The sequence below is a fragment of the Curtobacterium sp. SP.BCo genome, from assembly GCF_051903265.1.
Classification (GTDB): domain Bacteria; phylum Actinomycetota; class Actinomycetes; order Actinomycetales; family Microbacteriaceae; genus Curtobacterium.
Map to the genome: position 1 here is coordinate 684,175 of NZ_CP194337.1, position 21,215 is coordinate 705,389.

Below are 21,215 nucleotides of genomic sequence, written 5' to 3' on the forward strand. Positions count from 1 at the left end.
CATGGCTCCAGTGACCGCAGGGGCGGTCGTGCTCGGGATCGCGGTGACCGCGATCGTCGTCTCGTCGGTCGGCGGCCCGCCCGCCGGCGCTGCACCGTCGTGTCGCGGGGACCGGATCACCATTGCGGAGTTGTCCGGCGGCTGCGCGGTGTCCTCGGGCACCGTCGTGCTGCCCGACGGCCGACGGTTCACGGTGCCCCGGGCGGGCACGACGGTCTCCGCCCTGCCGGTGGCGTCCGCCGGTGCGATCGACCCCGGCGACGTCTCGATCACGAACACGGGCCCGGCCGGGCTCGCGGTGCGGATCGACCACGTCTGGACCGGGTCGCCCGCTGCCGTCCGGAAGGAGCGTGCCGCGGCGCATCGCCGTTCGGCGGTGACGTCCGCGGCGGCTGCGGCCACCACGGCGAAGCCGGCCTCCAGCTGCAGCAACAAGACCTACACGAAGCTCGGATTCCGGTGGGCCGCCCCGATCGACTGGAGCTACAACCCGGGTGGGCAGAAGGTCGCCGGGGCGACGGTCATCCGAGCCGGTGCGGATGCCTGGACGGGTGCCGTGGCGGCGTGCGGGAAGTCCGTCACGACGACGGCCGGCGAACGCCTCCTCGGGAACACCACCCAGGCGATCGGCGTCACCGCGACGGGCGGGTGCGGGGCGTCGAGCGGTGCGAGCGTCATCGGGTGGGGGAGCCTGAAGTCCGGGACGCTGGCGGTGACCTGCGTCTGGTCGCGCTCCGGTGTCGCCATCGAGGTCGACCAGCGGTACTCGACCGCCGCCGCCTGGTCGGGCACCACGACGTGCTCCGGCGCGCGGTTCGACCTGCGTGGCGTGGCCACGCACGAGTGGGGGCACGCCTTCGGACTCGGACACACCGCGCAGAACAGCGGGCTCGTGATGAAGCCGGCGTCGACGACCTGCGAGGTCGGCCAGCGCACGCTCGGCCTCGGCGACGTCCTGGGGATCGATGCCCTGTACTGATTCCTCGATTCTCTAGGATCGAGACATGTCCGCCACGATGCCCGGGTTCGGGACCGAACGCATCACGCAGCTCGGTCTGCGCGACCGCGTCTACGACCGGGTGCTCGACGTCCTGATGGGCCACGACGTGGAACCCGGCATGCGGCTGTCGATCGACGGACTCGCACGGACCCTCGGGGTGTCCCCGACACCGGTGCGCGAGGCGCTCGTCCAACTCGAGCGCACCGGGCTCGTGACGCGCGAGGCGAACAAGGGGTACCGGGTGTCGCCACCCCTCGCCGGCGACCAGCTCGAGGCGCTGTTCGACGCGCGGCTCATCGTCGAGAGCGGTGCCGTGGACCTCGCCGCCCGCGGTGACGTGGCGGCGCTGCGCGTCCGGTTGGCCCGCGCGCTCGAGGAGCAGGCGGCGGTCGCCGAGGAGGTCGCGGCGGTGGGGGCGGGCGACGCACCGGAGGAGCTCATGGCCCGGTTCTTCCGGAGCGACTGGCAGTTCCACCAGCTGGTCTTCGACGCGACCCGGAACCCGTTCCTCGAGGAGATGTCCGAGATCATCACGACCCGGGTGCACCGGATGCGGCAGATCGTCGAGGGTGGCGGCGACGACACCGAGCGCGCGGTCGCCGAGCACCGCGCCGTGCTCGACGCCCTCGCGGTGGGCCCGACCGAGGCCGTGGCGGCGATGCGGCACCACATCGACGCCGTGCGGCTCCGGTCCCGCGCGGACGCGTCGCACGCCGGGTAGGGCCCGACGGGTTGCATTTCGCCTGCGCATGAGTATCTTTCCTATAGGAAAGAGGTTCACCGCCGAACCGACACATGCGAGGGAGCATTCCGTGAGCACACCACAGGACTGGGTCGACCAGGACTGGAACCCCGCCACCTGGACGTCGGACACCTGGCCGATCGCCACCTGCCTGCACGGGTTCCCGCCGGTCACGCGCGACGGCGTCGCCTTCCACGACGCCGACCCCGCGGTCTGGGACGACGTCTTCGCGCAGATCGAGGCCGTCGGGTTCTCGCTCGCCGAGCTCGCCGACAGCCACATCCGGCCCGCCGACCTCGAACGGTCACGACGCGACGAGCTGTTCGCGATCGCGAGGTCGCACGGCGTCGGGATCCCGTCCGTGCACCTGCAGCGCAAGAGCGTCGTGCAGCCCGGGCACGAGGAGGACAACCTCGCCTACGCCCACCGCACGATCGACGCGGCGGCCGAGTGGGGCATGCAGGTGTTCTCGACCGGGCTGCACCAGCCGTTCAACGAGGCACAGCGCAAGGCGCTCTGGTTCTGGACCGCCCAGGGACCGAAGGACCCCGAGGACCCCGAGGTGCGCGCCGCTGCGGTGCGACGCCTACGGGAGCTGGGGGAGCACGCGGCGAGCGTCGGGCTGCCGATGGCCCTCGAGCTGTACGAGGACACCTACCTCGGCACCGCCGACAGCGCCGTCCGGCTCATCGAGGAGATCGGCCTGGACACCGTCGGCCTGAACGCCGACGTCGCGAACCTCATCCGCCTGCACCGTCCGGTGGAGGACTGGAAGGAGCTGTTCGCGAAGACCCTGCCGTACACGAACTACCTGCACGTGAAGAACTACACGCGGGACGAAGCGGGCGACGGCAGCTGGGCGACGAGTGCCCCGAGCACCATGGAAGCGGGGCTCATCAACTACCGCCAGGTCCTCCGCGACGCCGTCGCCGACGGCTTCCGCGGCATCGTCATGACCGAGCAGTACGGCGGGGACAGCCTCGGCGTCTGCGCCACCAACCAGCAGTACATCCGATCCGTCCTCGCCACCTCCGTGGTCGGGACGTCGACACGAGGAGACCACCGATGAGCACGAGCACCCTCGACATCGCCGTCGTCGGGTCCGGGTACATGGGCGGCGGGATCGCCCAGGTCCTCGCCCTCGCCGGGCACACCGTCCGGATCGCCGACGTCTCCGCCGAGATCGCCGCGTCCAACCGGGCCCGGCTCATCGCGGAGACGGAGCAGTTCGTCGCGGACGGCCTGTTCCCCGCCGACGCCGTGGCACGCGTCGACGCCCACCTCAGCGCCGCCGACTCCATCGAGGAAGCGGTCGCCACGGCCGACTTCATCGAGGAAGCGGTCCCGGAGAAGATCGAGATCAAGCACGCGACCCTCCGTCGGATCTGCGCAGCCGCCCGACCGGACGCCGTGATCGGGTCGAACACCTCGACGATCCTCATCGAGTCGCTCGCCGAGGCCGTCACCGGGCCGGAGCGGTTCCTCGGCGTGCACTTCTCGAACCCGGCTCCGTTCATCCCCGGCGTCGAGCTCATCCCGCACCCGACCACGAACGAACACGCGATCACCGTCGGCGAGACCGTCGTCGCCGCGACCGGCAAGCAGTCGGCGCGCGTCAAGGACTCGACGGGCTTCGTGCTGAACCGGCTGCAGTACGCCCTGTTCGAGGAGGCGACGAAGATCGCCGACGAGGGCATCGCCAGCCCCGACGACATCGACACCATCGTGCGCACCACGTTCGGCTTCCGCCTGCCGTTCTTCGGCCCGTTCGCGATCGCCGACATGGCCGGCCTCGACGTCTACGCGTTCTGCTTCGAGTCGCTGCAGACCCGGTGGCCCGAACGCTTCGCGACCCCGCCGTCGCTGCAGCAGCACGTCGACGCGGGCGAGCTCGGCACGAAGTCCGGCGCCGGCTACCTCGAGGTGCCCGCCGACCGGACCCCGGAGCTCGTCGCCTACCGGAACAAGGCCTACGTCGCGATGCAGCAGCTGCTCGACGACCTCGGCCCGGCACCGATCCACTGAGGGGACCGAACATGAGCACCGAACAGCAGACCGTCGTCCTCACCGGCGCGGCGTCACCGCGCGGCATCGGCCGTGCCACCGCCCACCACCTCGCCGAGCAGGGCTGGAACGTCGGCATCATCGACCTCGACCAGGCCGCGAGCGAGCAGGTCGCAGCCGAGCTCCGCGAGCAGCACGGCGTCCAGGCCGTCGGCGCCGGGGCGAACGTCGCCGACGAGGCCGCCGTCCGCGCCGCGTTCGACACGATCGAGGCCGCGCTGCCGCCGATCGCGGCACTCGTGAACCTCGCGGGCGTCTCGTCCGCCCACGAGTACCTCGACCTGCCCGAAGGGGAGTGGCACCGCGTCCTGAGCATCAACCTCGACGGCGTGCACTTCGCGAGCCTGCGGGCAGCGCAGTCCATGGTCGAGCACGGGTACGGCCGCATCGTCAACCTGTCGTCGGTCTCCGCCCAGCGCGGCGGCGGCACCTTCAGCAAGACGCCGTACTCGGTCGCGAAGGCCGGGGTCATCGGACTCACCCGCGGCATGGCCCGCGAACTCGGCCACCGGGGCATCACCGTGAACGCGATCGCACCCGGACCGATCGACACCGACATCATGGGCGGCACGCTCTCCGAGGAACGCAAGACCGCCATGGCGGCCGACGGCGTGCTCCCGCGGATCGGCACCCCGCGCGACATCGCCGCGGCGATCGCGTACCTGATCAGCGAGGACGCCGGGTTCGTCACCGGGCAGACGCTGAACGTCGACGGCGGCCTCTACATGCACTAGGGCCGACCGCCCCACGGACCGCACGCGGACCGCTCAACGCGATCCGTGCCTCCAGTCCGACCGACGGACCGTCGCACCGCCCGTCGGCCGACCCCAGAACCGCACCGTGCTCGCAAAGGAGCGAACCCCGTGTCACTTCCCCCTGCCCCCGCCCTGGGGTCCACCAACGACCCCGCCCTGAAGTCGGCGATCGGCAAGGCGACGAAGCACCTGATGCCGATGCTCGTCATCCTGTACTTCGTCGCGTTCCTCGACCGCACCAACGTCGGGTTCGCCGAAGAGGCCCTGAGCGTCGACCGGAACATCTCCGACGCGGCCTTCGCGCTCGGCGCCGGCATCTTCTTCGTCGGCTACGCGATCTTCGAGATCCCGTCGAACCTGTTGCTCAAGCGCTTCGGGGCACGGTTCTGGCTCGCCCGCATCGCCGTCACGTGGGGCATCGTCGCTGCGCTGTTCTCCTTCACGACGAACGACACGATGTTCATCGTCCTGCGCTTCCTGCTCGGTGTGACCGAGGCCGGCCTGTTCCCGGGCGTGATCATGTACCTGTCGGAGTGGTTCCCGAACAAGGTCCGCGTGCGGATGTTCGCCATCTTCTACCTCGCGCAGCCGTTCTCGCAGATGATCGGCGCCCCGTTGTCCGGGGGCCTCATCAGCGTCGGCGACCAGGTCACGCCCTGGCACGGCTGGCAGGTGATGTTCTTCGGTGAGGGCATCCTCGCGGTGCTCGCCGGGGTGGCCGCGTTGTTCTTCCTGACGAACAGCCCGCAGCAGGCGAAGTGGCTCGACGACGGGCAGAAGGCGTCGCTCACCGCGGCGATGGCGCGCGAGGACCACGCCCGGAACGCGGACGGCCCGACGGGCATCTGGAAGGCGATGGCGAGCGGCCGCGTCTGGTACTTCACGATCATCTACTTCTGCCTGCAGGTCGCCGTGTACGGCACGACGTTCTACCTCCCGCAGCAGGTGTCGTCGCTCCTCGGGCAGGACGTCGGCTGGCAGGTCGGGCTCGTCGCCGCGATCCCGTGGCTCGTCGGCCTCGTCGCTTGCTACCTGGTCGGCTCGAGGGCGGACACGGTCGGACGTCGTCGTCGCTGGGGCACCTGGTTCTACGTGACCACCGGTCTGTCGATCCTCGGGTCGGCGTGGGCGGGCGCGAACGGGCAGCCGGTACTCGGCATCCTGTTCATCACCCTGGCCGTGGCGAGCTTCCTCGCCGTCGGACCGATCACCTGGGCCTACCCGACGGCGTTCCTCACCGGAGCCGCCGCGGCCGCGGGCATCGGCCTCATCAACTCGCTCGGTAACCTCGGCGGCTTCGTCGCCCCGATCATGCGCACCGCGATCAACGAGGTCGTCCCGACGGACAGCGGCGCGTTCGGCATCGTGTCGCTCGGCGTGCTGGCGTTCGTCGCCGCGGTGATGATCTCCTGCACGAAGTACTTCCGGGGCGCGAAGGCCGACGAGCTCCTCGACACCACCCACGTCCGCACCCAGGGAGACGAGCGATGACCCGGCTGTTCAACGACCCGGCGGACTTCGCCGACGAGGCCACCGACGGGTTCGTCGCCGCGAACGGGCAGTGGGTGCGCCGGGTGCACGGCGGGGTGGCCCGCGCGACGACGAGTCCGGACGGGACGGTCGCCGTGGTGATCGGCGGCGGATCGGGGCACTACCCGGCGTTCGGCGGACTCGTCGGCCACGGGCTGGCAGCCGGCGCCGCGATGGGCAACCTGTTCGCCAGTCCGAGCGCGCAGCAGGTGGCGGCCGTCGCGCGGGCCGCCGAGCACGGCGGTGGCGTCCTGCTCAGCTACGGCAACTACGCCGGCGACGTGCTCAACTTCGACGCGGCCGCACGCACGCTCGAGGACGAGGGGATCCCCGTCCGCACCGTCCGGGTGACCGACGACGTCGTCTCCGCACCCGCCGACCGTCCGGAGGAACGTCGCGGCATCGCCGGTGACCTCTGCGTCTTCAAGGTCGCGGGTGCGGCCGCCGAGCAGGGTCGCAGCCTCGACGAGGTCACGGCGGTCGCGGAGCGCGCGAACGACCGCACGCGCAGCTTCGGCGTCGCGTTCTCGGGGTGCTCGCTGCCGGGCGCGGACGAACCGCTGTTCGAGGTGCCCGAGGGGCGCATGGCGATCGGCATGGGCATCCACGGCGAGCGGGGCATCGACGAGACGGACGTGCCGACGGCCGACGGCCTCGCCTCGCTGCTCGTCGGGCGACTGCTCGACGAACTCCCGGACGGGGTGACCGCGGCCGACCAGAAGGTGGTCCCGATCCTCAACGGGCTCGGGAGCGTCAAGTACGAGGAGCTCTTCGTCGTCTACCGCTCGGTGCAGCGGCTGCTCACCGACGCAGGCGTCGAGATCGTCGGGCCCGAGGTGGGCGAGCTCGTCACGAGCTTCGACATGGCCGGGGTCTCGCTGACGCTGTTCTGGCTCGACGACGAACTCGAGGTCCTCTGGGCAGCGCCCGCGGACACCCCCGCGTACCGGAAGGGCGGTGCCGTGGCGCAGGAGCGTGTCGCCCCGTCCGTCGCCGCGGGGGACGGGGCACCGGACGCGGTCGGTCCTGCGAGCGACGAGTCCCGTGCCGTCGCCGCGCGCCTGGCGACCGCCGTCGGCACCGTCCGCGCGCTGCTCGACGAGCACGCCGACGAGCTCGGGCGCATCGACGCCGTGGCCGGTGACGGCGACCACGGCATCGGCATGCAGCGCGGTGCGCACGCGGCGTCCGACGCCGTGTCCGACGCGGTCGACCGCGGTGCCGGCGCCGGTTCCGCACTGCGGATCGCCGGCGACGCCTGGTCCGACAAGGCCGGCGGCACCTCCGGCGCGATCTGGGGAGCCGCCCTGGAGGCACTGGGCCGCGTCATCGGCGACGAGTCGCGTCCGTCGTCGGCGCAGGTCGCGGACGCGGTGCACGCGGCCACCGATGCGGTGCTCGCGTTCGGCGCGGTGCCCGGCGACAAGACCATGGTGGACGCGCTCGTCCCCTTCGACACGACCCTGCGCGAGCGCGTCGACGGCGGCGCGTCGCTGGACGAGGCGTGGCGTGCCGCGGTGTCCGCGGCGCGAGCGGCGGCGGACGGCACGGCGGACCTCGTGCCGCGCAAGGGCCGGGCCCGCACGCACGCCGAACAGGCGGTCGGGACGCCGGACCCCGGTGCGGTGTCCTTCGCGCTCATCGTGGCGGCGGTCGCCCCGTGATCACCGTCGGGGTGTCGCTGAAGATGTACTTCTCGCACGCCCGGACGCTCTCGTGGGCGTCCGACGTCGCCGGGATCGCCCGGCGGCACCCCGCCGTCCGGTCCGGTGCGGTGCAGCTGTTCGTCGCCCCGACGTTCCCCGCCCTCGTGCCCGTGCGGGACGTGCTGGCGGGCTCGGGCGTGCTCCTCGGGGCGCAGGACCTGGCGTGGGCGGACGCGGGCGCGTTCACCGGCGAGGTGTCCGGCGCCGAGCTCCGCGAGATCGGGGTCGACGTCGTGGAGATCGGCCACGCCGAGCGACGCGCCCTGTTCCACGAGACGGACGACGAGGTCGCGGGGAAGGTGCACGCAGCGTTCCGGAACCGCCTGCGACCACTGGTGTGCGTCGGGGAGGCGATCCGCGCCTCCCGTCCGGAAGCGATCGCCGACGTGACGGCGCAGCTCGACCGGGCCGTCTCGACGGCCGTCGCGGACGGGCTGGCCGGGCCGCTGATCGTGGCCTACGAGCCCGTCTGGGCCATCGGGGCGCCGGCGCCGGCGCCCGACGAGCACGTCGTCACGGTGCTCGCCGGGATCGAGCAGCACCTGGCGACCCGGCCGGCGCTCGCCGGGTCGGTGGTCCTCTACGGCGGGAGCGCCGGACCAGGCCTCCTCACCCGTGGTGGCGGCAGGATCGGCGGGCTCTTCCTGGGGCGGTTCGCGCACGATCCCGCCGCGGTCGAGGCGGTGCTCGACGAGGCGGCGGCCGTGAGCGCCGGCTAGGCCTCGCGGGCGCCGGCCAGCCCGTGGTCGTGCGCGTAGACGACGAGCTGCACCCGGTCCCGCAGCGCGAGCTTCCCGAGGATGCTCGAGATCTGCGTCTTCACGGTCGACTCCGTGACGAACTCCTTCGCCGCGATCTCCGCGTTCGACAGGCCGCGTGACGCCCAGCCGAACACGATGCGCTCCCGGTCCGTCAGCGCCTGGAACTCCGGCGGCTGCGGGGCGGGCGCGCGCTCGACGTCGGCACCGAAGAGCTGCGACAGGTCGTTCGGCGCGATCACCGAACTGCCCTCGTGCACCGCACGGACCGCCGCGAACAGGAACGGCGGCGTGGTGTCCTTCAGCAGGAACCCGCTGGCCCCGAGCCGGATCGCGGTCGCCGCCGCCGGGTCCAACCCGAACGTGGTGAGCACGATCACGCGGGGCAGCGGCCCGTCGACCGCGCCGGAGAACAGCTGCCGGACGGTCTCGACGCCGTCCATCCCCGCCATCCGCATGTCGAGCAGCACGACGTCGGGGCGCAGCTGTGGGATCGCGGCGAGGGCCTCGGTGCCGTCGGACGCCTCACCGACGACGACCATGTCGTCCTGGGCGTCCAGGACGACGCGGAGCCCGGCGCGGAAGAGCGCCTGGTCGTCGGTGAGCAGGATGCGGATCGGATCGGTCATCGGTTGGTCCCCCCATGGACGTCGAACGGGATGCGGGCGCGTGCGGCGAACACGTCGTCCAGGACGGCGGCGTCGAACGACCCGCCGAGTGCACTGAGCCGGGACTGCATGCCCTCGACCCCACGCCCGGAGCCGGCGGTGCTGCCGTCGCCGGGGACGTTCTCCACCTCGAGCACGAGGTCGGCGCTCCGCCAGGTCTCCCGGACCACGACGGGCAGACCGGGTGCGCCGTGCCGCAGTGCGTTCGTGAGCATCTCCTGCAGGACGCGGCGGGCGGCGGTGCCGGTGTCCGGGCCGAGCGTGCGCGGTGTGCCCCGGACGGTGTGGTCGACGTCGACGCCGGCCTCCCGGATGCCCTGCACGATCTCGTCGAGGGAGCCCGGGTCGGTGGTCGCGCCGGATCCGTCGATGTGCCCGAGGACCTGCCGCACCTCGACCAGCGAACTCCGTGCGGTGCTGGCGATGGTGGCGCTGACCTCACGGATCCGGGCCTCGTCGTCGAGGAAGGGCACCGAGTCTGCCTGGGCGATGATCACCGCGAGGGAGTGTCCGACGACGTCGTGCACGTCGCGGGCGATGTCGGCACGGATGCGCTCCGACTCCGCGACGTCGACGGCCCGGGTGGCGACGGCCTCCGCCTGGGTCGCCGCAGCCGCTGCGCGTGAGGCCGCGGCCTCGGCGTCGGCGCGCTTCGCGGACTCCTGGTTGCGGGACCGGAACGCCCGGACGGCCAGGCCGCCGGCCCAGACCGCGAGCAGGGAGGTCACCGGGGCCGCGAGCGCCAGGACCGCCCGGTCGGCCGGCCCCGTGACGAGCATCGCGAACCGGTACCCCGTGTAGGCGAGGTAGACCGTCGCGCCGACGCCCGCGACGAGTGCGAGGGCACCGGCGAGGACGGCCTCGGCCTTCGAGCCGACCACCGCGGTCGTGCCGATGACGACGAACAGGGCGACGTCGACGAGCGAGGGTCGCTCGTACCCCTGCACCTGCACGAAGCCGAGGATGACGACCATGATCATCGCGCCGGACGGCGAGAGGCGTCGCAGTGCGATCGCGGCGGCGGCGGCGACGACCGCCGGGAAGCTCGCGTGCTCCAGGCCGAAGTCGACCGGCAGCACGAAGACGAACGCCGCGAAGGCCGCCCACGCCACGTCGACGATGATCGAACGCGTGGCGAGCGGCCGGATGAACGTGCGCCGTTCCGTCACGGCTCGATCATCGCACGGGGCTCCGCGCGGGTTCGGCGCGTCCGGGTGGTCACGGGACCGGGGACATCGCGATGAGTGCGGTCGCGGTGACGGCGACGATCGCGGCGCAGAGCAGCAGCGTGGCGATCGTGTGCTTGGTCGAGGTCTCCATGCTCCCAGCCTCCGGGAGCGACGGGGTGCACGGCATCGGGCTGGAGGCGGAAGCGCTTCATCCCACCGGCTGAAAGCCCGCCGTCACCCCGCGGAGCTGTCCCGGCGCATCGCCGGGCACGTGCCGCCCGGTGTCGTCGACAGTTCGTGGTGCCAGGACTCGTTCTCGTAGGTCTGGCAGAGGCCGAACGCGCTGCCGTGCTCCTGCATCCACACCGCGGCGTCGATCGCACCGACGTCGACGGCGCGGGCGGCGAAGACGTGGCGGCGTGACTGGTGCATGCGACCAGCCTGGGGAGCGCTCGTGTCGACCGCATCGGGCACCGGACCGAAGCAGGTCACCCGCGGGACCGAAGCCGGCAGCGGTCGACGGGACCGGGATCGGACGGGAGGCGCGGGGCGGGCCCGCCCCGCGCCTCCCGTCCGTCCTTCCGTCAGACGGAGATCTGACCGAGCACGCGGTGCGCGATCGAGATCGACTCACCGGACACGACGGAGCGCGGGGACGCGAGGAACGCGACGAGGTCGGCGATCTGCTGCGGGCTCGAGTCGCCGGGGCGACCGGGCCGGACCTCGGACGACGGGGTGTCCGTCACCGTGCCCGGGTTGACGACGTTGACGGTCACGCCGGTCCCCGCGGACTCGTCGGCGAGGTTCTTCGCGATCACGCTGACCGCGGTGTTCCGCAGCGACGCGGTGATGTTGCCGGACAGGTAGGCGTTCTGCCCGCTGATCACCACGACGCGTCCGTGGCCGGCGTCGCGCTGCCCGGGCAGGACCGCGTTCGCGACCCGCAGGAACCCGAGTGCCTTGCCGTCGATCGCGTGCAGGACCTGCTCCGGGTCGGACTTCTTCGCGGGGTCGAGGGTGCCGGCGCTCGGGGCGGCGGTCACGACGAGGACGTCGATCCGGCCGTGCTGCTCGAGCACGCGGGCGACGCCGGCGTCGACGGAGGCCTGGTCCGCGGTGTCCATCGCGACGCCGTCGAGGGAGTCGCCGGCGCTCCGCGAGGCGACGACGACGGTCGCCCCCTCCGCCCGGAGGCGGTCGACGACGGCGGCGCCGATGTACCCCTTCCCTCCGACGACGAGCGCGACACGGTTCTTGAGTTCGAGGTCCACGACGCCACGCTATGCCGGGGCCGCGCCGCTGTCCGCCCGCGCCGTCAGCTGACCTCGCCCGCGCGGGCGCCGGACCACAGGTCGACGTCCAGCACGCCGACCGAGTGCTCGTCGATCCGGGCGAGCTCGTCGTCCGTGAAGGTCAGGTTGCCGAGCGCGGCGACGTTCTGCTCGAGCTGCTCCACGCGGGACGCTCCGACCACGAGCGAGGTCACCCGTTCGTCGCGCAGCGCCCATGCCAGTGCCAGCTGCGCGAGGGTCTGCCCGCGGTCCTCGGCGATCCCGTTCAGCGCGCGGAGGTGGTCGACGACCTCGGGCGTGAGCGATCCGGCGTCGAGCGACTTGCCCGCAGCCGCGCGGGAGTCCTCGGGGACACCGTCGAGGTACCGGCCGGTGAGCAGGCCCTGCGCCAGGGCGGTGAACCCGATGACCCCGAAGCCGAGTTCCCCGGCGGCGTCCAGGAGCCCCTCGGTCTCGATCCAGCGGTTCAGCATCGAGTACGACGGCTGGTGGATGAGGAGCGGCGTCCCGAGGTCGCGGAGGATCGCTGCCGCCTGCCGACTGCGCTCGGCGTCGTAGGACGAGATGCCGACGTACAGCGCCTTGCCCTGTTGGACCGCCGTGTGCAGCGCGCCCATCGTCTCCTCGAGCGGCGTCGAGGCGTCGAGCCGGTGCGAGTAGAAGACGTCGACGTAGTCGAGGCCCGTCCGCCGCAGCGACTGGTCGAGGGAGGCGAGGACGTACTTCCGTGATCCGCCGCCCTGCCCGTACGGCCCGGGCCACATGTCCCATCCGGCCTTCGTCGAGACGACCATCTCGTCGCGGTAGGGGCGGAAGTCCTCACGCATGAGCCGGCCGAAGTTCACCTCGGCGGCGCCGTAGGGCGGGCCGTAGTTGTTCGCGAGGTCGTGGTGCGTGATGCCGAGGTCGAACGCACGGCGGCTGATCGCCCGTTGCGTCTCGAACGGCTTGTCGTCGCCGAAGTTGTGCCAGTACCCGAGGGACAGGAGCGGCAGGTCGAGCCCGGAGTGGCCGGTGCGTCGGTAGGGCATGGCGTCGTAGCGGTCGTCGGCTGCGGTGTAGGTCATCGGCGGGTCTCCTCGTCGTCGTGGCGGACCCATCCTGCCGTGCCCCGGCTGCACCGGCACCCCGCTCGAGAACGACACCGTTGTAGTTAGGCGCGCGAACTGTACAGAAGACGAATAGTTCGTTGCACTGATCGTTCACTTCGTGAAAGACTTCTGCTCGTCCACGACGGACAGCACGGACGACGGAAGGCGGGATCGCAATGCACAGCACGTACACCGGGATGCCGCACACGACACGGCTCGGCGGCAGCCACACGCGCGTCGGGCTGACCGACCCCGCCGTCATCGACGCCTACGTCGAGCGGCGCATCCAGGACCCGTCGCTGCTCTCCCGCCGGTCCGAACCGTCCTACGCCGACTTCTTCAGCGTCGCCGCGGCCTAGCCCCCGGTCCGCCACAGCCCGATCCGCCAGGCAGAGAGCACACTCGACCACATGCCGTTGACCGTCGTCCGCCGTGAGCACATGCACCTCTACGCCCGCGAGCCTCGATCGCGTGCGGCGAAGTCCGCGGTCGACGCCCTCCTCCGGCTGCAGCACGCCGAGGAGCAGCAGCTCGAGGAAGCGCGCTTCGACAGCGGGCTCACCAAGAACGAGTTCCTCGCGGTCCGGTACATGCTGCAGGCGCACCGCGACGGTCGGGTGATGGGGCCGAAGGACGTCGCCGTCATGCTCAACGTGTCGAACGCCTCGGTGACCAAGATCGTCGACGGGCTCGTCGACAAGGGCGATCTGCTCCGTGCGCCGCACCCGACCGACCGTCGCGCTCAGGTGCTCGAGCCGACCGACCAGGCGGCCGCGAAGATCGACGCCGCCTACGCCCGGTTCCACGAAGCGGTGGTCGGGGTGATGGACCACCTGTCCTCCGAGGAGAACGACGTCCTCGCCCGGTGCCTCGCGCAGGTCACCGAGGCGCTCGTCGGCAGCGGCCCGCAGCCCCTCGACGAGTACACCGTCGACCCGGACCGGGTCGACGAGCCGCACCGCGCCTGACCCGCGGCCGGCGAACCCGGTCCCCACGCGCCTCCCGGAAAAAACCTTCCAGCGGTAAGTTGGTGGGATGACGCACCCCGCCGACGACGACGCGGCCCCGCCGCGACGCGGCGGGTACCGCAAGGGTGCCGAGCGCCGGACGCAGATCCTCGACGAGATGATCCGCATGGTCGCGGACCAGGGCGTCGACGCATCGTCGTTGCGCTCGGTCGCCGAGGCGCTGGGGATCACCCACGCCGCGCTGCGCCACTACTTCCCGAACCGCGACGAACTGCTGCTGGCCGTCTACCGCGAGCACGAGGTGCGCGAGCAGGGTGCTCCGGACCGGATGAAGTCCGCCATCGGGGACATGCGGGAGAGCGCCTCGCGGAACCGCGAGGTGCCGGGGCTCGTGCAGCTGTACACGACGCTCGCGGCCGATGCCGTGCAGGAGGGGCACCCCGCGACCCGGGAGTTCATGCGGGAGCGGTTCACGCGACTCCGGGCCGACCTGGCCGAGCTCATCGCGGCGGACCAGGCGGTCGGACGGATCCGCGCGGACCTGGACCCGGTCGACCTCGCGTCGCTGAGCATCGCGGCGTCCGACGGGTTGCAGGTGCAGTGGCTCCTCGACCCGGAGGCCGTGGACGGCGAGAAGGTCCTGCGGTTGCTCGAGCAGATCGTGCCGCCCGCGGGCTGAGCGCGAGAACGCACTCGGTGAGCAGAAGACGTCGGGTACCGATTCGGTACCCGACGTCCTCTGCTCACGAAGCGAGCGGCCGAGCGCGCGAGCGGCCGAGCGAGCGCTCGATCGCGGCGCGACGACCTACGCCGTCAGCACCGCGGCCGCGGGGTCGAAGTCCTCGGGCAGCGGCGCGGGCCGCTCCACCGTCGACGTGATGTCGACGGCCGACCCCGACGCCGCGGCGTCCCGGATGCCGAGCAGCACGTCGAGGACGTGCAGCGCGACCGCACCCGAGGCGCGCTCGGGACGGTCCTCGGCGATGGCCCGGGCGAGCTCGACGACACCGGTGCCGCGACCCCACGTGGAGCCGACGGCCTCGAGCGTCTCCGGTTCCTCCTGCCCGTAGCGCCAGAGCTGCGACGACCCCTCGAACGTGTTCGGGTCGGGCAGCGAGATGGTGCCGAGCGTGCCGTTGATCTCCACGAAGCCCATGCGCGGCAGGGCGTGCTGGAACGAGAACGTCGACTGGGCGGACTGCCCGCCGGCGAACTCGATGAGGGCGGAGTGGTGCGTCGGGACCTCGACCGGGAACGTCTCGCCGGCGCGGGGGCCGGACGCGATCGTGCGCCGCTCGAGCGACTTCGAGGACACGGCCTGCACGCGCGAGGCGGTGCCGAACGCGTGCACGAGCGTCGTGACGTAGTACGGCCCCATGTCGAACAGCGGACCGGCTCCCTCGGCGAACAGGAAGTCCGGGTTCGGGTGCCACGCCTCGGGTCCGGGGACGTGGAACAGCGTCGTCGCGGACAGCGGCTCGCCGATGTCACCACGGGCGATCGCCCGGAGGGCCGTCTGGATGCCCGCGCCGAGCACGGTGTCCGGAGCGGTCGCGACGCGGAGGCCCTTCGACGCGGCGGAGGCCAGGACCGCCGCGGCCGACTCGTGGTCGGTCGCGATCGGCTTCTCGCTCCACACGTGCTTGCCGGCGTCGACGATCTGCTGGTCGACCTCGGCGTGCGCGGCCGGGATCGTCAGGTTGATCACGATGGAGATGTCGTCGCGGGCGAGGAGTTCCTCGACCGAGCCCGACGCGGCGACCCCGTACGCCGCCGCCTGCTCCGCTGCGCGGTCGAGCAGGACGTCGGCGATGAACCGCACCTCGACGTCGGCGAACTTCGTCAGGTTCTCCAGGTACTGCGTGGAGATGTTGCCGGCACCGATGACGCCGATCCCGACACGGGTCACTTGTCGTTGTCCTTCAGCCAGGCGAGGGACTCGGTGATGCCGTCGAACACGTCGCCCTTGTACGCGTCGAACTCGACGACGCGGATGGCCTGCGGCGCGGCGGCGAGGATGGCGGGGACGTCGACGTCGCCCTGGCCGGCCGGCGTCTGGTTCTCGAAGGCGCGCTGCAGGGCCTCGGGGACGATGAGGGCGCTCTCGGACGAGGGCAGGGCGTCGCGGATGTCGCCGTCGACCTTGCCGTCCTTGACGTGGATCGCGACGACGCGGTCACCGAGGGACCGGAGCACGGCGGGGGCGTCGGCGCCGCCGACGGTCGCCCAGAAGGTGTCGACCTCGAGCACGGTCTCCGGCGAGAGCTGCTCGACGAACAGGTCGTAGACGGTGCGACCGTCGACCTTGTTCGTGAACTCCCACTGGTGGTTGTGGTACCCGAACTGCAGACCGCGGGCCGCGGCCTCGGCGGTGAGCACGTTGACGCGCTCGGCGATCTTCGCGACGTCGTCGGCGGTCTGCCAACGGTCGGTCGGGATGAAGGGGTCGATGACGGTCGTGATGCCGAGGCGCTCGGCGGCGTCCCAGATCGGGGCGGTGTCCTCGGCGTCGATCACGGCGACGTGGCCGGACGGGGCCGTCAGGCCGGTGGCGGCGAAGGCACGCTCGAGGTCGGCGGCGCGCTCGACGAACGCGTAGGGTTCGACGTTCTCGTAGCCGATCTCGCGCACCCGGGCGATGGCCTTGTCGAGGTCTTCGGCGATGGCGTCGCGCAGCGAGTACAGCTGCACAGAGGTGGTGGGCATGGCGCAAGGCTCCTTCGGTCCTGTCTGGATGTCGCGACAACGGGTGTCGCCGTCCGTCGAGGAGCGATGCTCCACGGCGAGATCGATGACGACGCTACCCCAAAAACCACCCGCTGTGTAGTTTTAGTCGCACGACGACGCCGTCGGCGTTCGCCGCGTCCGGTTCGGTGCGTCCCGTCGCCGGACGCGACCGACGACCGACGGGAGGCGCGGCGCAGGCCCGCACCGTGCCTCCAGTCCGCTCCTGGTCACCGCTGGATAGCGTGGGGGTCATGCCCGACGCCGACTCGCTCACCTGGGACCCGCCTGCCGGACGCATCACCGGCCTCGTCGACGGGACCGTCACCCGGGCACTCGGCATCCCGTACGCGCGGGCGGAGCGCTTCGCGCGACCCGAGCCCATGCCGCCGTTCGACGAGCCGTACCCGGCGACCACGCCGGCGCCCGTCGCACCGCAGCCGACGGCGACCGTCGTCGACCAGATGCTCAAGCCCGCGGACGGGCTCGTCGTCGACGAACACTGCCAGCGACTGTCGATCACGGCGCCGGCGGACCTCCGACCCGGCGAGCGGCTGCCCGTGATGGTCTGGATCCACGGCGGCTCGTACGTCATCGGCGGTGGTGACCACCCCATCTACGACGCGCGGGAACTCGTCACCGAGCAGCGGGTGGTGGTCGTCTCGGTCACGTTCCGGCTCGGGATCCTCGGGTTCCTCGGCGACGGCGAGCACGTCCCCGCGAACCTCGGCCTGCTCGACCTGATCGAGTCGCTGCGGTGGGTGCGGACGAACATCGCGGCGTTCGGCGGCGATCCGGACCTCGTGACGGTGTTCGGGCAGTCCGCCGGCGGCGACGCGGCCGCGCACCTGATGATCAGCGAGGGCGCCGCCGGGCTGTTCCGTCGGGCGATCATCCAGAGCGCGCCGCTCGGGCTGTCCCGTGGGCGGGCGCGGATGAACCGTGCGATGCTCCGCGCGGTCGGAGCGGTGCACGCGGACACCCCGCTCGACGACCTGCTCGAGCGCCAGGTGCTCGGGACGCGGGCCGCCGCACCCTTCGGACTCGCGGGCGGGATGCCGTACGGCACCCAGTACGGGTACGCACCGCTGCCCGACGAGCGCGCACTCGACCGCGCGTGGTCCGGCGTCGCGCGGGACGTGGACGTGCTCATCGGGTCCGGTTCGGACGAAGCGGGCATGTACGTCCCACTCGTCCCGGTGCTGCGGTCGCTCGCTCGTTCGCGGCTTGTCCGGCCGCTGCTGCGGTGGCTCGTCGTCCGCCCGCTGTCCGAGGTGATCTACGGGCGCGACGTCCGGCGGTTCACCGCACGGCACCGCGCCGCCGGCGGCCGGGCGACCTCGTACCGGCTGCTCCGTGGCGTGACGGTCACGCCCACCGGTGCCGTGCACATGAGCGACCTGCCGCTGCTGCTCGGCGGTCGTGCGGCCTGGGCGGGCAGCCGGTTCGTGCCGGAGCGGGACTGGCCCGAGGTCGAACGGCGCGGGAAGGCCTTCCGGGCGATCTGGGCGGAGTTCGCCCGCACGGGCCGGGTCACCGTCGCCGACGACGCGACGCTGACCTTCGACCGCGGCTGACCGCGCGCCGTGCCCGTCGTCCCCTGAACTGGGCGGGTGCGGGCCGGCGGCGCGGCCCCGAGAATCGAGGGCATGCCCGAGACCGACGCCGACCTGCGTGCCCGCATCGTCACGGGTGCGATCGCGGCGTACCGCGAGTCCGACTTCCACACGGTCGGACCGACCGAGGTCGCCGAGCACGCCGGCACCACCGAGGAGTCCGTCCGGCGGGTGTTCCCCCTGTGGGAGCTGCTCGTGGTCGCGGTGATGGACCGGTGGAACAACGGCAACCGTCGGGCGCTCTGGGTCGTCGCCGAACGCTCGGGCGCGGTCGCGTACCTCCGCGCCCGGCTCGAGTCCGGCCTCGACGACCCCGCGCTCGTCCGGCTCCGGATCGCCCTGCTCAGCGCCGCCTCCAACCCGGAGCACCCCGCTGCCGGGTGGTTCCGCGGTCAGTACCGGAGCTCGTTCGAGGACATCACCCTCGCGCTCGTCCGTGACGTGGTCGCCGGTCGGGAGCCGCGCGGGACCTCTCCCCGGCACGCCGCCGAGCAGCTCGTCGCCCTGTACGAGGGGCTGCAGCTGCAGGCGATGCTCCGTGACGACGCCGAGCCGCTGGCCGGCTTCGACCGAGCGGTGGTCCGGATGCGTACCGGATGGGCGGCCGCCGCGGCGACCGTGTGACCGGTCGGACGCGCATGCTCGTCGAGCGCACCGGACGGGAGGCGCGGCGCGGCTCGACCCCGCAGACGCGGCTTGCTGGCATGGTCGGCAGATGGAGTACACGGACTACGACACCCGCCTCGCCGCCTACGGCGTGGTCGTCCACGAGGGTCGGGTCCTGCTCGCCATGCAGCGCTTCCCGGAGTCCGGCACGTGGGCCCTCCCCGGCGGCGGTGTCGAGTTCGAGGAGAGCGTCGAGCAGGCCGTCGTCCGGGAGTTCATGGAGGAGACCGGGTACGAGGTCGCCGTCGGGGGACTGCTCGGGGTGCGGCACCACGTCGTCCCCGCGGAACGACGGATGCACGCGAACGGCCGGCCGATGAAGGCCGTGCAGGTGGTGTTCCGGGTGTCCATCACGGGCGGGGAACTCCGGGACGAGACCGACGGGTCGACCGAGCGCGCCGAGTGGCTGCCGATCGCGGACCTGCCGCGGCACCGGCACGGACTCGTGGTGCCGATCGCACTCGGCTGGGCCGGCGCCCTCCCCCGTTGACCCGGGCTACTGCTCGATCACGCTGAGCACGTTGCCCGAGGGGTCGGTGAACCAGGCGATGAGCGGCCCGCCCTTCCGGTTCACGCCCTTCTCGTCGGTCATCCCCTCGTAGTGCAGGAACGCCACGCCCTTCGCGACGAGCTCGTCCACGGCGTCGTCGACCGACGGCACCGGGAAGTTCAGGACCGTGAACGCCGCCGGCTCGTGCGCGGGGCCCTTCGGGTAGACGAGCACCGCGTGCCCGTCGCCGATGTGCAGGGAGAGCATGCCGTGCTCCTCGGAGACCTCGACACCGAGGACGTCCTCGTAGAACGCCTTCGCCTCCGGCACGTCCCGCACCGAGAACTCGCTGAACGCCTTCGTCGCATCGACCATGCGGCAAGTGAACCACCGGTCCTGCGAGGATGAACGCGTGACCGTCCCCGAGATGTCCGTCGACCAGGCGATCGAGCGAGCGCTGGAGCTCGCCGGCCGCGGGGGTCGCACCGTGCTCGGGATCGCCGGAGCACCCGGTGCCGGCAAGTCGACGCTCGCCCGACGCGTCGTGGCCGCCGTCGACGCGGCGCTCGGTGTCGGCACGGCGGTGCAGGTCCCGATGGACGGGTTCCACCTGTCGAACGGTGCACTCGACGCACTCGGACGGCACGACCGCAAGGGTGCGATCGACACCTTCGACGGGCACGGCTACGTGGCGCTCGTCCGGCGGCTGGTCACCGCGGACGGTGTCGAGGACCCCGTCTGGGCGCCCGACTTCGACCGCCGTGTCGACGAACCGGTCGCCGGCAGCATCGCCGTCCCGGCCCGCACGGCGCTCGTCGTGTCCGAGGGCAACTACCTGCTCGACGACACCGAGCCCTGGGCGACGCTAAGGGACCTGTTCACCGAGACCTGGTTCTGCAGCGTCGACGACGGCGTCCGCGTCGACCGGCTGATGGGCCGGCACATGCGGCACGGTCGCGACCACGCGGCAGCCCGCAGCTGGGCGGTGGAGGTCGACGGCGTGAACGCGGCGAGGGTCGCGCCCACGGCGATCCGTGCCTCCAGGACGGTGCGGACGTGACGACGTGACGACGTGACGACGTGACGACGCACCAGGACGTGACCACGAGACCGACGCCGACCCGACAGGAGCACGCATGACCATCGCCATCACCGGTGCCACCGGCAAGATCGGGGGCGCCGTCGCACGGGCGCTCGCCGCGGCCGACGTGCCGTTCCGCATGATCGTCCGCGACGCCTCGCGGGCGCCCGAGCTGCCCGGCACCGAGGTCGCCGTCGCCACGTTCGGCGACGCAGACGCGAGCCGAGCGGCCCTCGAGGGGATCGACCTCCTGCTCATGGTGTCCGGCGCCGAGGCGGAGGACCGTCTCGCGCAGCACCGCACGTTCGTCGGGGCCGCGGCAACCGCCGGCGTCCGGCACGTCGTGTACACGTCGTTCGTGGGCGCCGCGGCGGACGCGACGTTCACCCTCGGACGCGACCACTGGGCGACGGAGGAGGCGATCCGGGCGACCTCGATGGCGCACACCTTCCTGCGGGACTCGTTCTACCTGGACTTCGTCGAGGACCTCGTCGGTGAGGACGGCGTGATCCGCGGACCGGCCGGCGACGGGGCGATGGCGGCGGTCGCACGCGCCGACGTGGCGCGGGTGGCGACCGAGGTGCTGCGGAACCCGGCGGCGCACCTCGACCGGACCTACGAGCTGACCGGCCCCGCGGCGATCACGCTCGCGGAGGCGGCAGCGGTCGTGTCCGAGGTGCGCGGGCGGACGGTCACCTACCACCCGGAGACCGTGGACGAGGCGTACGCGTCGCGGGCCCAGTGGGACCCGGAGCCCTGGCAGGCGGACGCATGGGTGAGCACGTACACGGCGATCGCCGAGGGCGCGCTCGCGCGGGTGTCCGGCGACGTGGAGCGTGTGACGGGGCGGCGTCCCCTGTCGCTGCGGGAGGTGCTCGCGGGCTGAGGCGCCCGG

Annotated in this window: 24 protein-coding genes; 16 read left to right on the plus strand and 8 right to left on the minus strand. The window is 72.2% G+C overall.

Annotated features, from left to right (window positions below; genetic code table 11):
• The first annotated feature begins 1 nt into the window (after position 1).
• The 8 genes from ACRQ4B_RS03280 to ACRQ4B_RS03315 all read left to right on the plus strand — a co-directional run bounded on the left by ACRQ4B_RS03280 (position 2) and on the right by ACRQ4B_RS03315 (position 8,516).
• Positions 2 to 979, plus strand: coding sequence for a matrixin family metalloprotease (locus ACRQ4B_RS03280; RefSeq protein WP_439693258.1), 978 nt, complete (start codon positions 2 to 4; stop codon positions 977 to 979).
• Positions 980 to 1,004: 25 nt separating this feature from the next.
• Positions 1,005 to 1,721 carry a GntR family transcriptional regulator gene (locus ACRQ4B_RS03285; protein ID WP_439693259.1) on the plus strand — a complete coding sequence of 239 codons (717 nt, stop codon included), beginning with the start codon at positions 1,005 to 1,007 and terminating at the stop codon, positions 1,719 to 1,721.
• A gap of 91 nt (positions 1,722 to 1,812) precedes the next feature.
• Positions 1,813 to 2,811: a sugar phosphate isomerase/epimerase family protein gene (locus ACRQ4B_RS03290; RefSeq protein WP_439693260.1), complete on the plus strand. Its 999-nt coding sequence runs from the start codon at positions 1,813 to 1,815 to the stop codon at positions 2,809 to 2,811.
• A complete protein-coding gene (locus ACRQ4B_RS03295; protein ID WP_439693261.1) occupies positions 2,808 to 3,767 on the plus strand; it encodes a 3-hydroxyacyl-CoA dehydrogenase family protein in 960 nt (319 codons plus the stop codon). Before ACRQ4B_RS03290 ends, ACRQ4B_RS03295 begins: the two co-directional genes overlap by 4 nt.
• Before the next feature lie 11 nt (positions 3,768 to 3,778).
• A complete protein-coding gene (locus tag ACRQ4B_RS03300; protein WP_439693262.1) occupies positions 3,779 to 4,540 on the plus strand; it encodes an SDR family NAD(P)-dependent oxidoreductase in 762 nt (253 codons plus the stop codon).
• A 129-nt stretch (positions 4,541 to 4,669) separates the two neighbouring features.
• Positions 4,670 to 6,052, plus strand: a complete 1,383-nt coding sequence (locus tag ACRQ4B_RS03305; protein WP_439693263.1) for an MFS transporter — start codon at positions 4,670 to 4,672, stop codon at positions 6,050 to 6,052.
• Positions 6,049 to 7,755, plus strand: a complete 1,707-nt coding sequence (locus ACRQ4B_RS03310) for a dihydroxyacetone kinase family protein (RefSeq protein WP_439693264.1) — start codon at positions 6,049 to 6,051, stop codon at positions 7,753 to 7,755. Before ACRQ4B_RS03305 ends, ACRQ4B_RS03310 begins: the two co-directional genes overlap by 4 nt.
• Positions 7,752 to 8,516 (plus strand): triose-phosphate isomerase family protein, encoded by a 765-nt coding sequence (locus tag ACRQ4B_RS03315; RefSeq protein ID WP_439693265.1) that lies wholly within the window; start codon positions 7,752 to 7,754, stop codon positions 8,514 to 8,516. Before ACRQ4B_RS03310 ends, ACRQ4B_RS03315 begins: the two co-directional genes overlap by 4 nt.
• Here the strand turns inward: ACRQ4B_RS03315 and ACRQ4B_RS03320 are convergent.
• The 5 genes from ACRQ4B_RS03320 to mgrA form a co-directional block, all read right to left on the minus strand.
• A complete protein-coding gene (locus ACRQ4B_RS03320) occupies positions 8,513 to 9,184 on the minus strand; it encodes a response regulator (RefSeq protein ID WP_439693266.1) in 672 nt (223 codons plus the stop codon). The genes ACRQ4B_RS03315 and ACRQ4B_RS03320 overlap by 4 nt on opposite strands.
• Positions 9,181 to 10,392, minus strand: a complete 1,212-nt coding sequence (locus ACRQ4B_RS03325) for a sensor histidine kinase (protein WP_439693267.1) — start codon at positions 10,390 to 10,392, stop codon at positions 9,181 to 9,183. Before ACRQ4B_RS03325 ends, ACRQ4B_RS03320 begins: the two co-directional genes overlap by 4 nt.
• A 234-nt stretch (positions 10,393 to 10,626) precedes the next feature.
• The gene (locus ACRQ4B_RS03330) at positions 10,627 to 10,824 is read right to left on the minus strand and encodes a hypothetical protein (RefSeq protein ID WP_439693268.1); all 198 of its coding nucleotides are present in this window, start codon (positions 10,822 to 10,824) and stop codon (positions 10,627 to 10,629) included.
• 152 nt (positions 10,825 to 10,976) lie between these two features.
• Positions 10,977 to 11,663, minus strand: coding sequence for an SDR family NAD(P)-dependent oxidoreductase (locus ACRQ4B_RS03335; RefSeq protein ID WP_439693269.1), 687 nt, complete (start codon positions 11,661 to 11,663; stop codon positions 10,977 to 10,979).
• A 44-nt stretch (positions 11,664 to 11,707) separates the two neighbouring features.
• Positions 11,708 to 12,751 carry an L-glyceraldehyde 3-phosphate reductase gene (mgrA, locus tag ACRQ4B_RS03340; RefSeq protein WP_439693270.1) on the minus strand — a complete coding sequence of 348 codons (1,044 nt, stop codon included), beginning with the start codon at positions 12,749 to 12,751 and terminating at the stop codon, positions 11,708 to 11,710.
• Between the two features lie 200 nt (positions 12,752 to 12,951).
• Here mgrA and ACRQ4B_RS03345 point away from each other — a divergent pair, with 200 nt between their 5' ends.
• The 3 genes from ACRQ4B_RS03345 (at position 12,952) to ACRQ4B_RS03355 (ending at position 14,422) form a co-directional block, all read left to right on the plus strand.
• Entirely contained in the window at positions 12,952 to 13,134 is a 183-nt protein-coding gene (locus ACRQ4B_RS03345) for a hypothetical protein (RefSeq protein ID WP_439693271.1), read from the plus strand.
• Positions 13,135 to 13,185: 51 nt separating this feature from the next.
• Positions 13,186 to 13,743, plus strand: a complete 558-nt coding sequence (locus ACRQ4B_RS03350; protein WP_439693272.1) for a MarR family winged helix-turn-helix transcriptional regulator — start codon at positions 13,186 to 13,188, stop codon at positions 13,741 to 13,743.
• Between the two features lie 67 nt (positions 13,744 to 13,810).
• Positions 13,811 to 14,422 (plus strand): TetR/AcrR family transcriptional regulator, encoded by a 612-nt coding sequence (locus tag ACRQ4B_RS03355; RefSeq protein WP_439693273.1) that lies wholly within the window; start codon positions 13,811 to 13,813, stop codon positions 14,420 to 14,422.
• 126 nt (positions 14,423 to 14,548) lie between these two features.
• Here ACRQ4B_RS03355 and ACRQ4B_RS03360 read toward each other — a convergent pair whose 3' ends face one another.
• Both ACRQ4B_RS03360 and ACRQ4B_RS03365 read right to left on the minus strand, forming a co-directional pair.
• Positions 14,549 to 15,652: a Gfo/Idh/MocA family protein gene (locus ACRQ4B_RS03360; RefSeq protein WP_439693274.1), complete on the minus strand. Its 1,104-nt coding sequence runs from the start codon at positions 15,650 to 15,652 to the stop codon at positions 14,549 to 14,551.
• On the minus strand, positions 15,649 to 16,449 hold the full coding sequence (locus ACRQ4B_RS03365; RefSeq protein WP_439693275.1) for a sugar phosphate isomerase/epimerase family protein: 801 nt from the start codon (positions 16,447 to 16,449) through the stop codon (positions 15,649 to 15,651). Before ACRQ4B_RS03365 ends, ACRQ4B_RS03360 begins: the two co-directional genes overlap by 4 nt.
• A 272-nt stretch (positions 16,450 to 16,721) precedes the next feature.
• Here ACRQ4B_RS03365 and ACRQ4B_RS03370 point away from each other — a divergent pair, with 272 nt between their 5' ends.
• From ACRQ4B_RS03370 to ACRQ4B_RS03380, 3 genes are all read left to right on the plus strand, one after another.
• Complete coding sequence (locus tag ACRQ4B_RS03370) at positions 16,722 to 18,044, plus strand: carboxylesterase family protein (RefSeq protein WP_439693276.1); 1,323 nt, start codon at positions 16,722 to 16,724, stop codon at positions 18,042 to 18,044.
• Between the two features lie 72 nt (positions 18,045 to 18,116).
• Positions 18,117 to 18,707 carry a TetR/AcrR family transcriptional regulator gene (locus tag ACRQ4B_RS03375; RefSeq protein ID WP_439693277.1) on the plus strand — a complete coding sequence of 197 codons (591 nt, stop codon included), beginning with the start codon at positions 18,117 to 18,119 and terminating at the stop codon, positions 18,705 to 18,707.
• Positions 18,708 to 18,798: 91 nt separating this feature from the next.
• Positions 18,799 to 19,239, plus strand: coding sequence for an NUDIX domain-containing protein (locus tag ACRQ4B_RS03380; RefSeq protein ID WP_439693278.1), 441 nt, complete (start codon positions 18,799 to 18,801; stop codon positions 19,237 to 19,239).
• A 6-nt stretch (positions 19,240 to 19,245) separates the two neighbouring features.
• On the opposite strand, the gene ACRQ4B_RS03385 is transcribed toward ACRQ4B_RS03380, so the two are convergent.
• The gene (locus tag ACRQ4B_RS03385) at positions 19,246 to 19,614 is read right to left on the minus strand and encodes a VOC family protein (RefSeq protein ID WP_439693279.1); all 369 of its coding nucleotides are present in this window, start codon (positions 19,612 to 19,614) and stop codon (positions 19,246 to 19,248) included.
• Between the two features lie 37 nt (positions 19,615 to 19,651).
• On the opposite strand from ACRQ4B_RS03385, the gene ACRQ4B_RS03390 reads away from it, so the two are divergent.
• A complete protein-coding gene (locus ACRQ4B_RS03390; protein WP_439693280.1) occupies positions 19,652 to 20,299 on the plus strand; it encodes a nucleoside/nucleotide kinase family protein in 648 nt (215 codons plus the stop codon).
• Between the two features lie 76 nt (positions 20,300 to 20,375).
• Positions 20,376 to 21,206, plus strand: a complete 831-nt coding sequence (locus tag ACRQ4B_RS03395; RefSeq protein ID WP_439693281.1) for an NmrA family NAD(P)-binding protein — start codon at positions 20,376 to 20,378, stop codon at positions 21,204 to 21,206.
• Positions 21,207 to 21,215 lie beyond the last annotated feature (9 nt).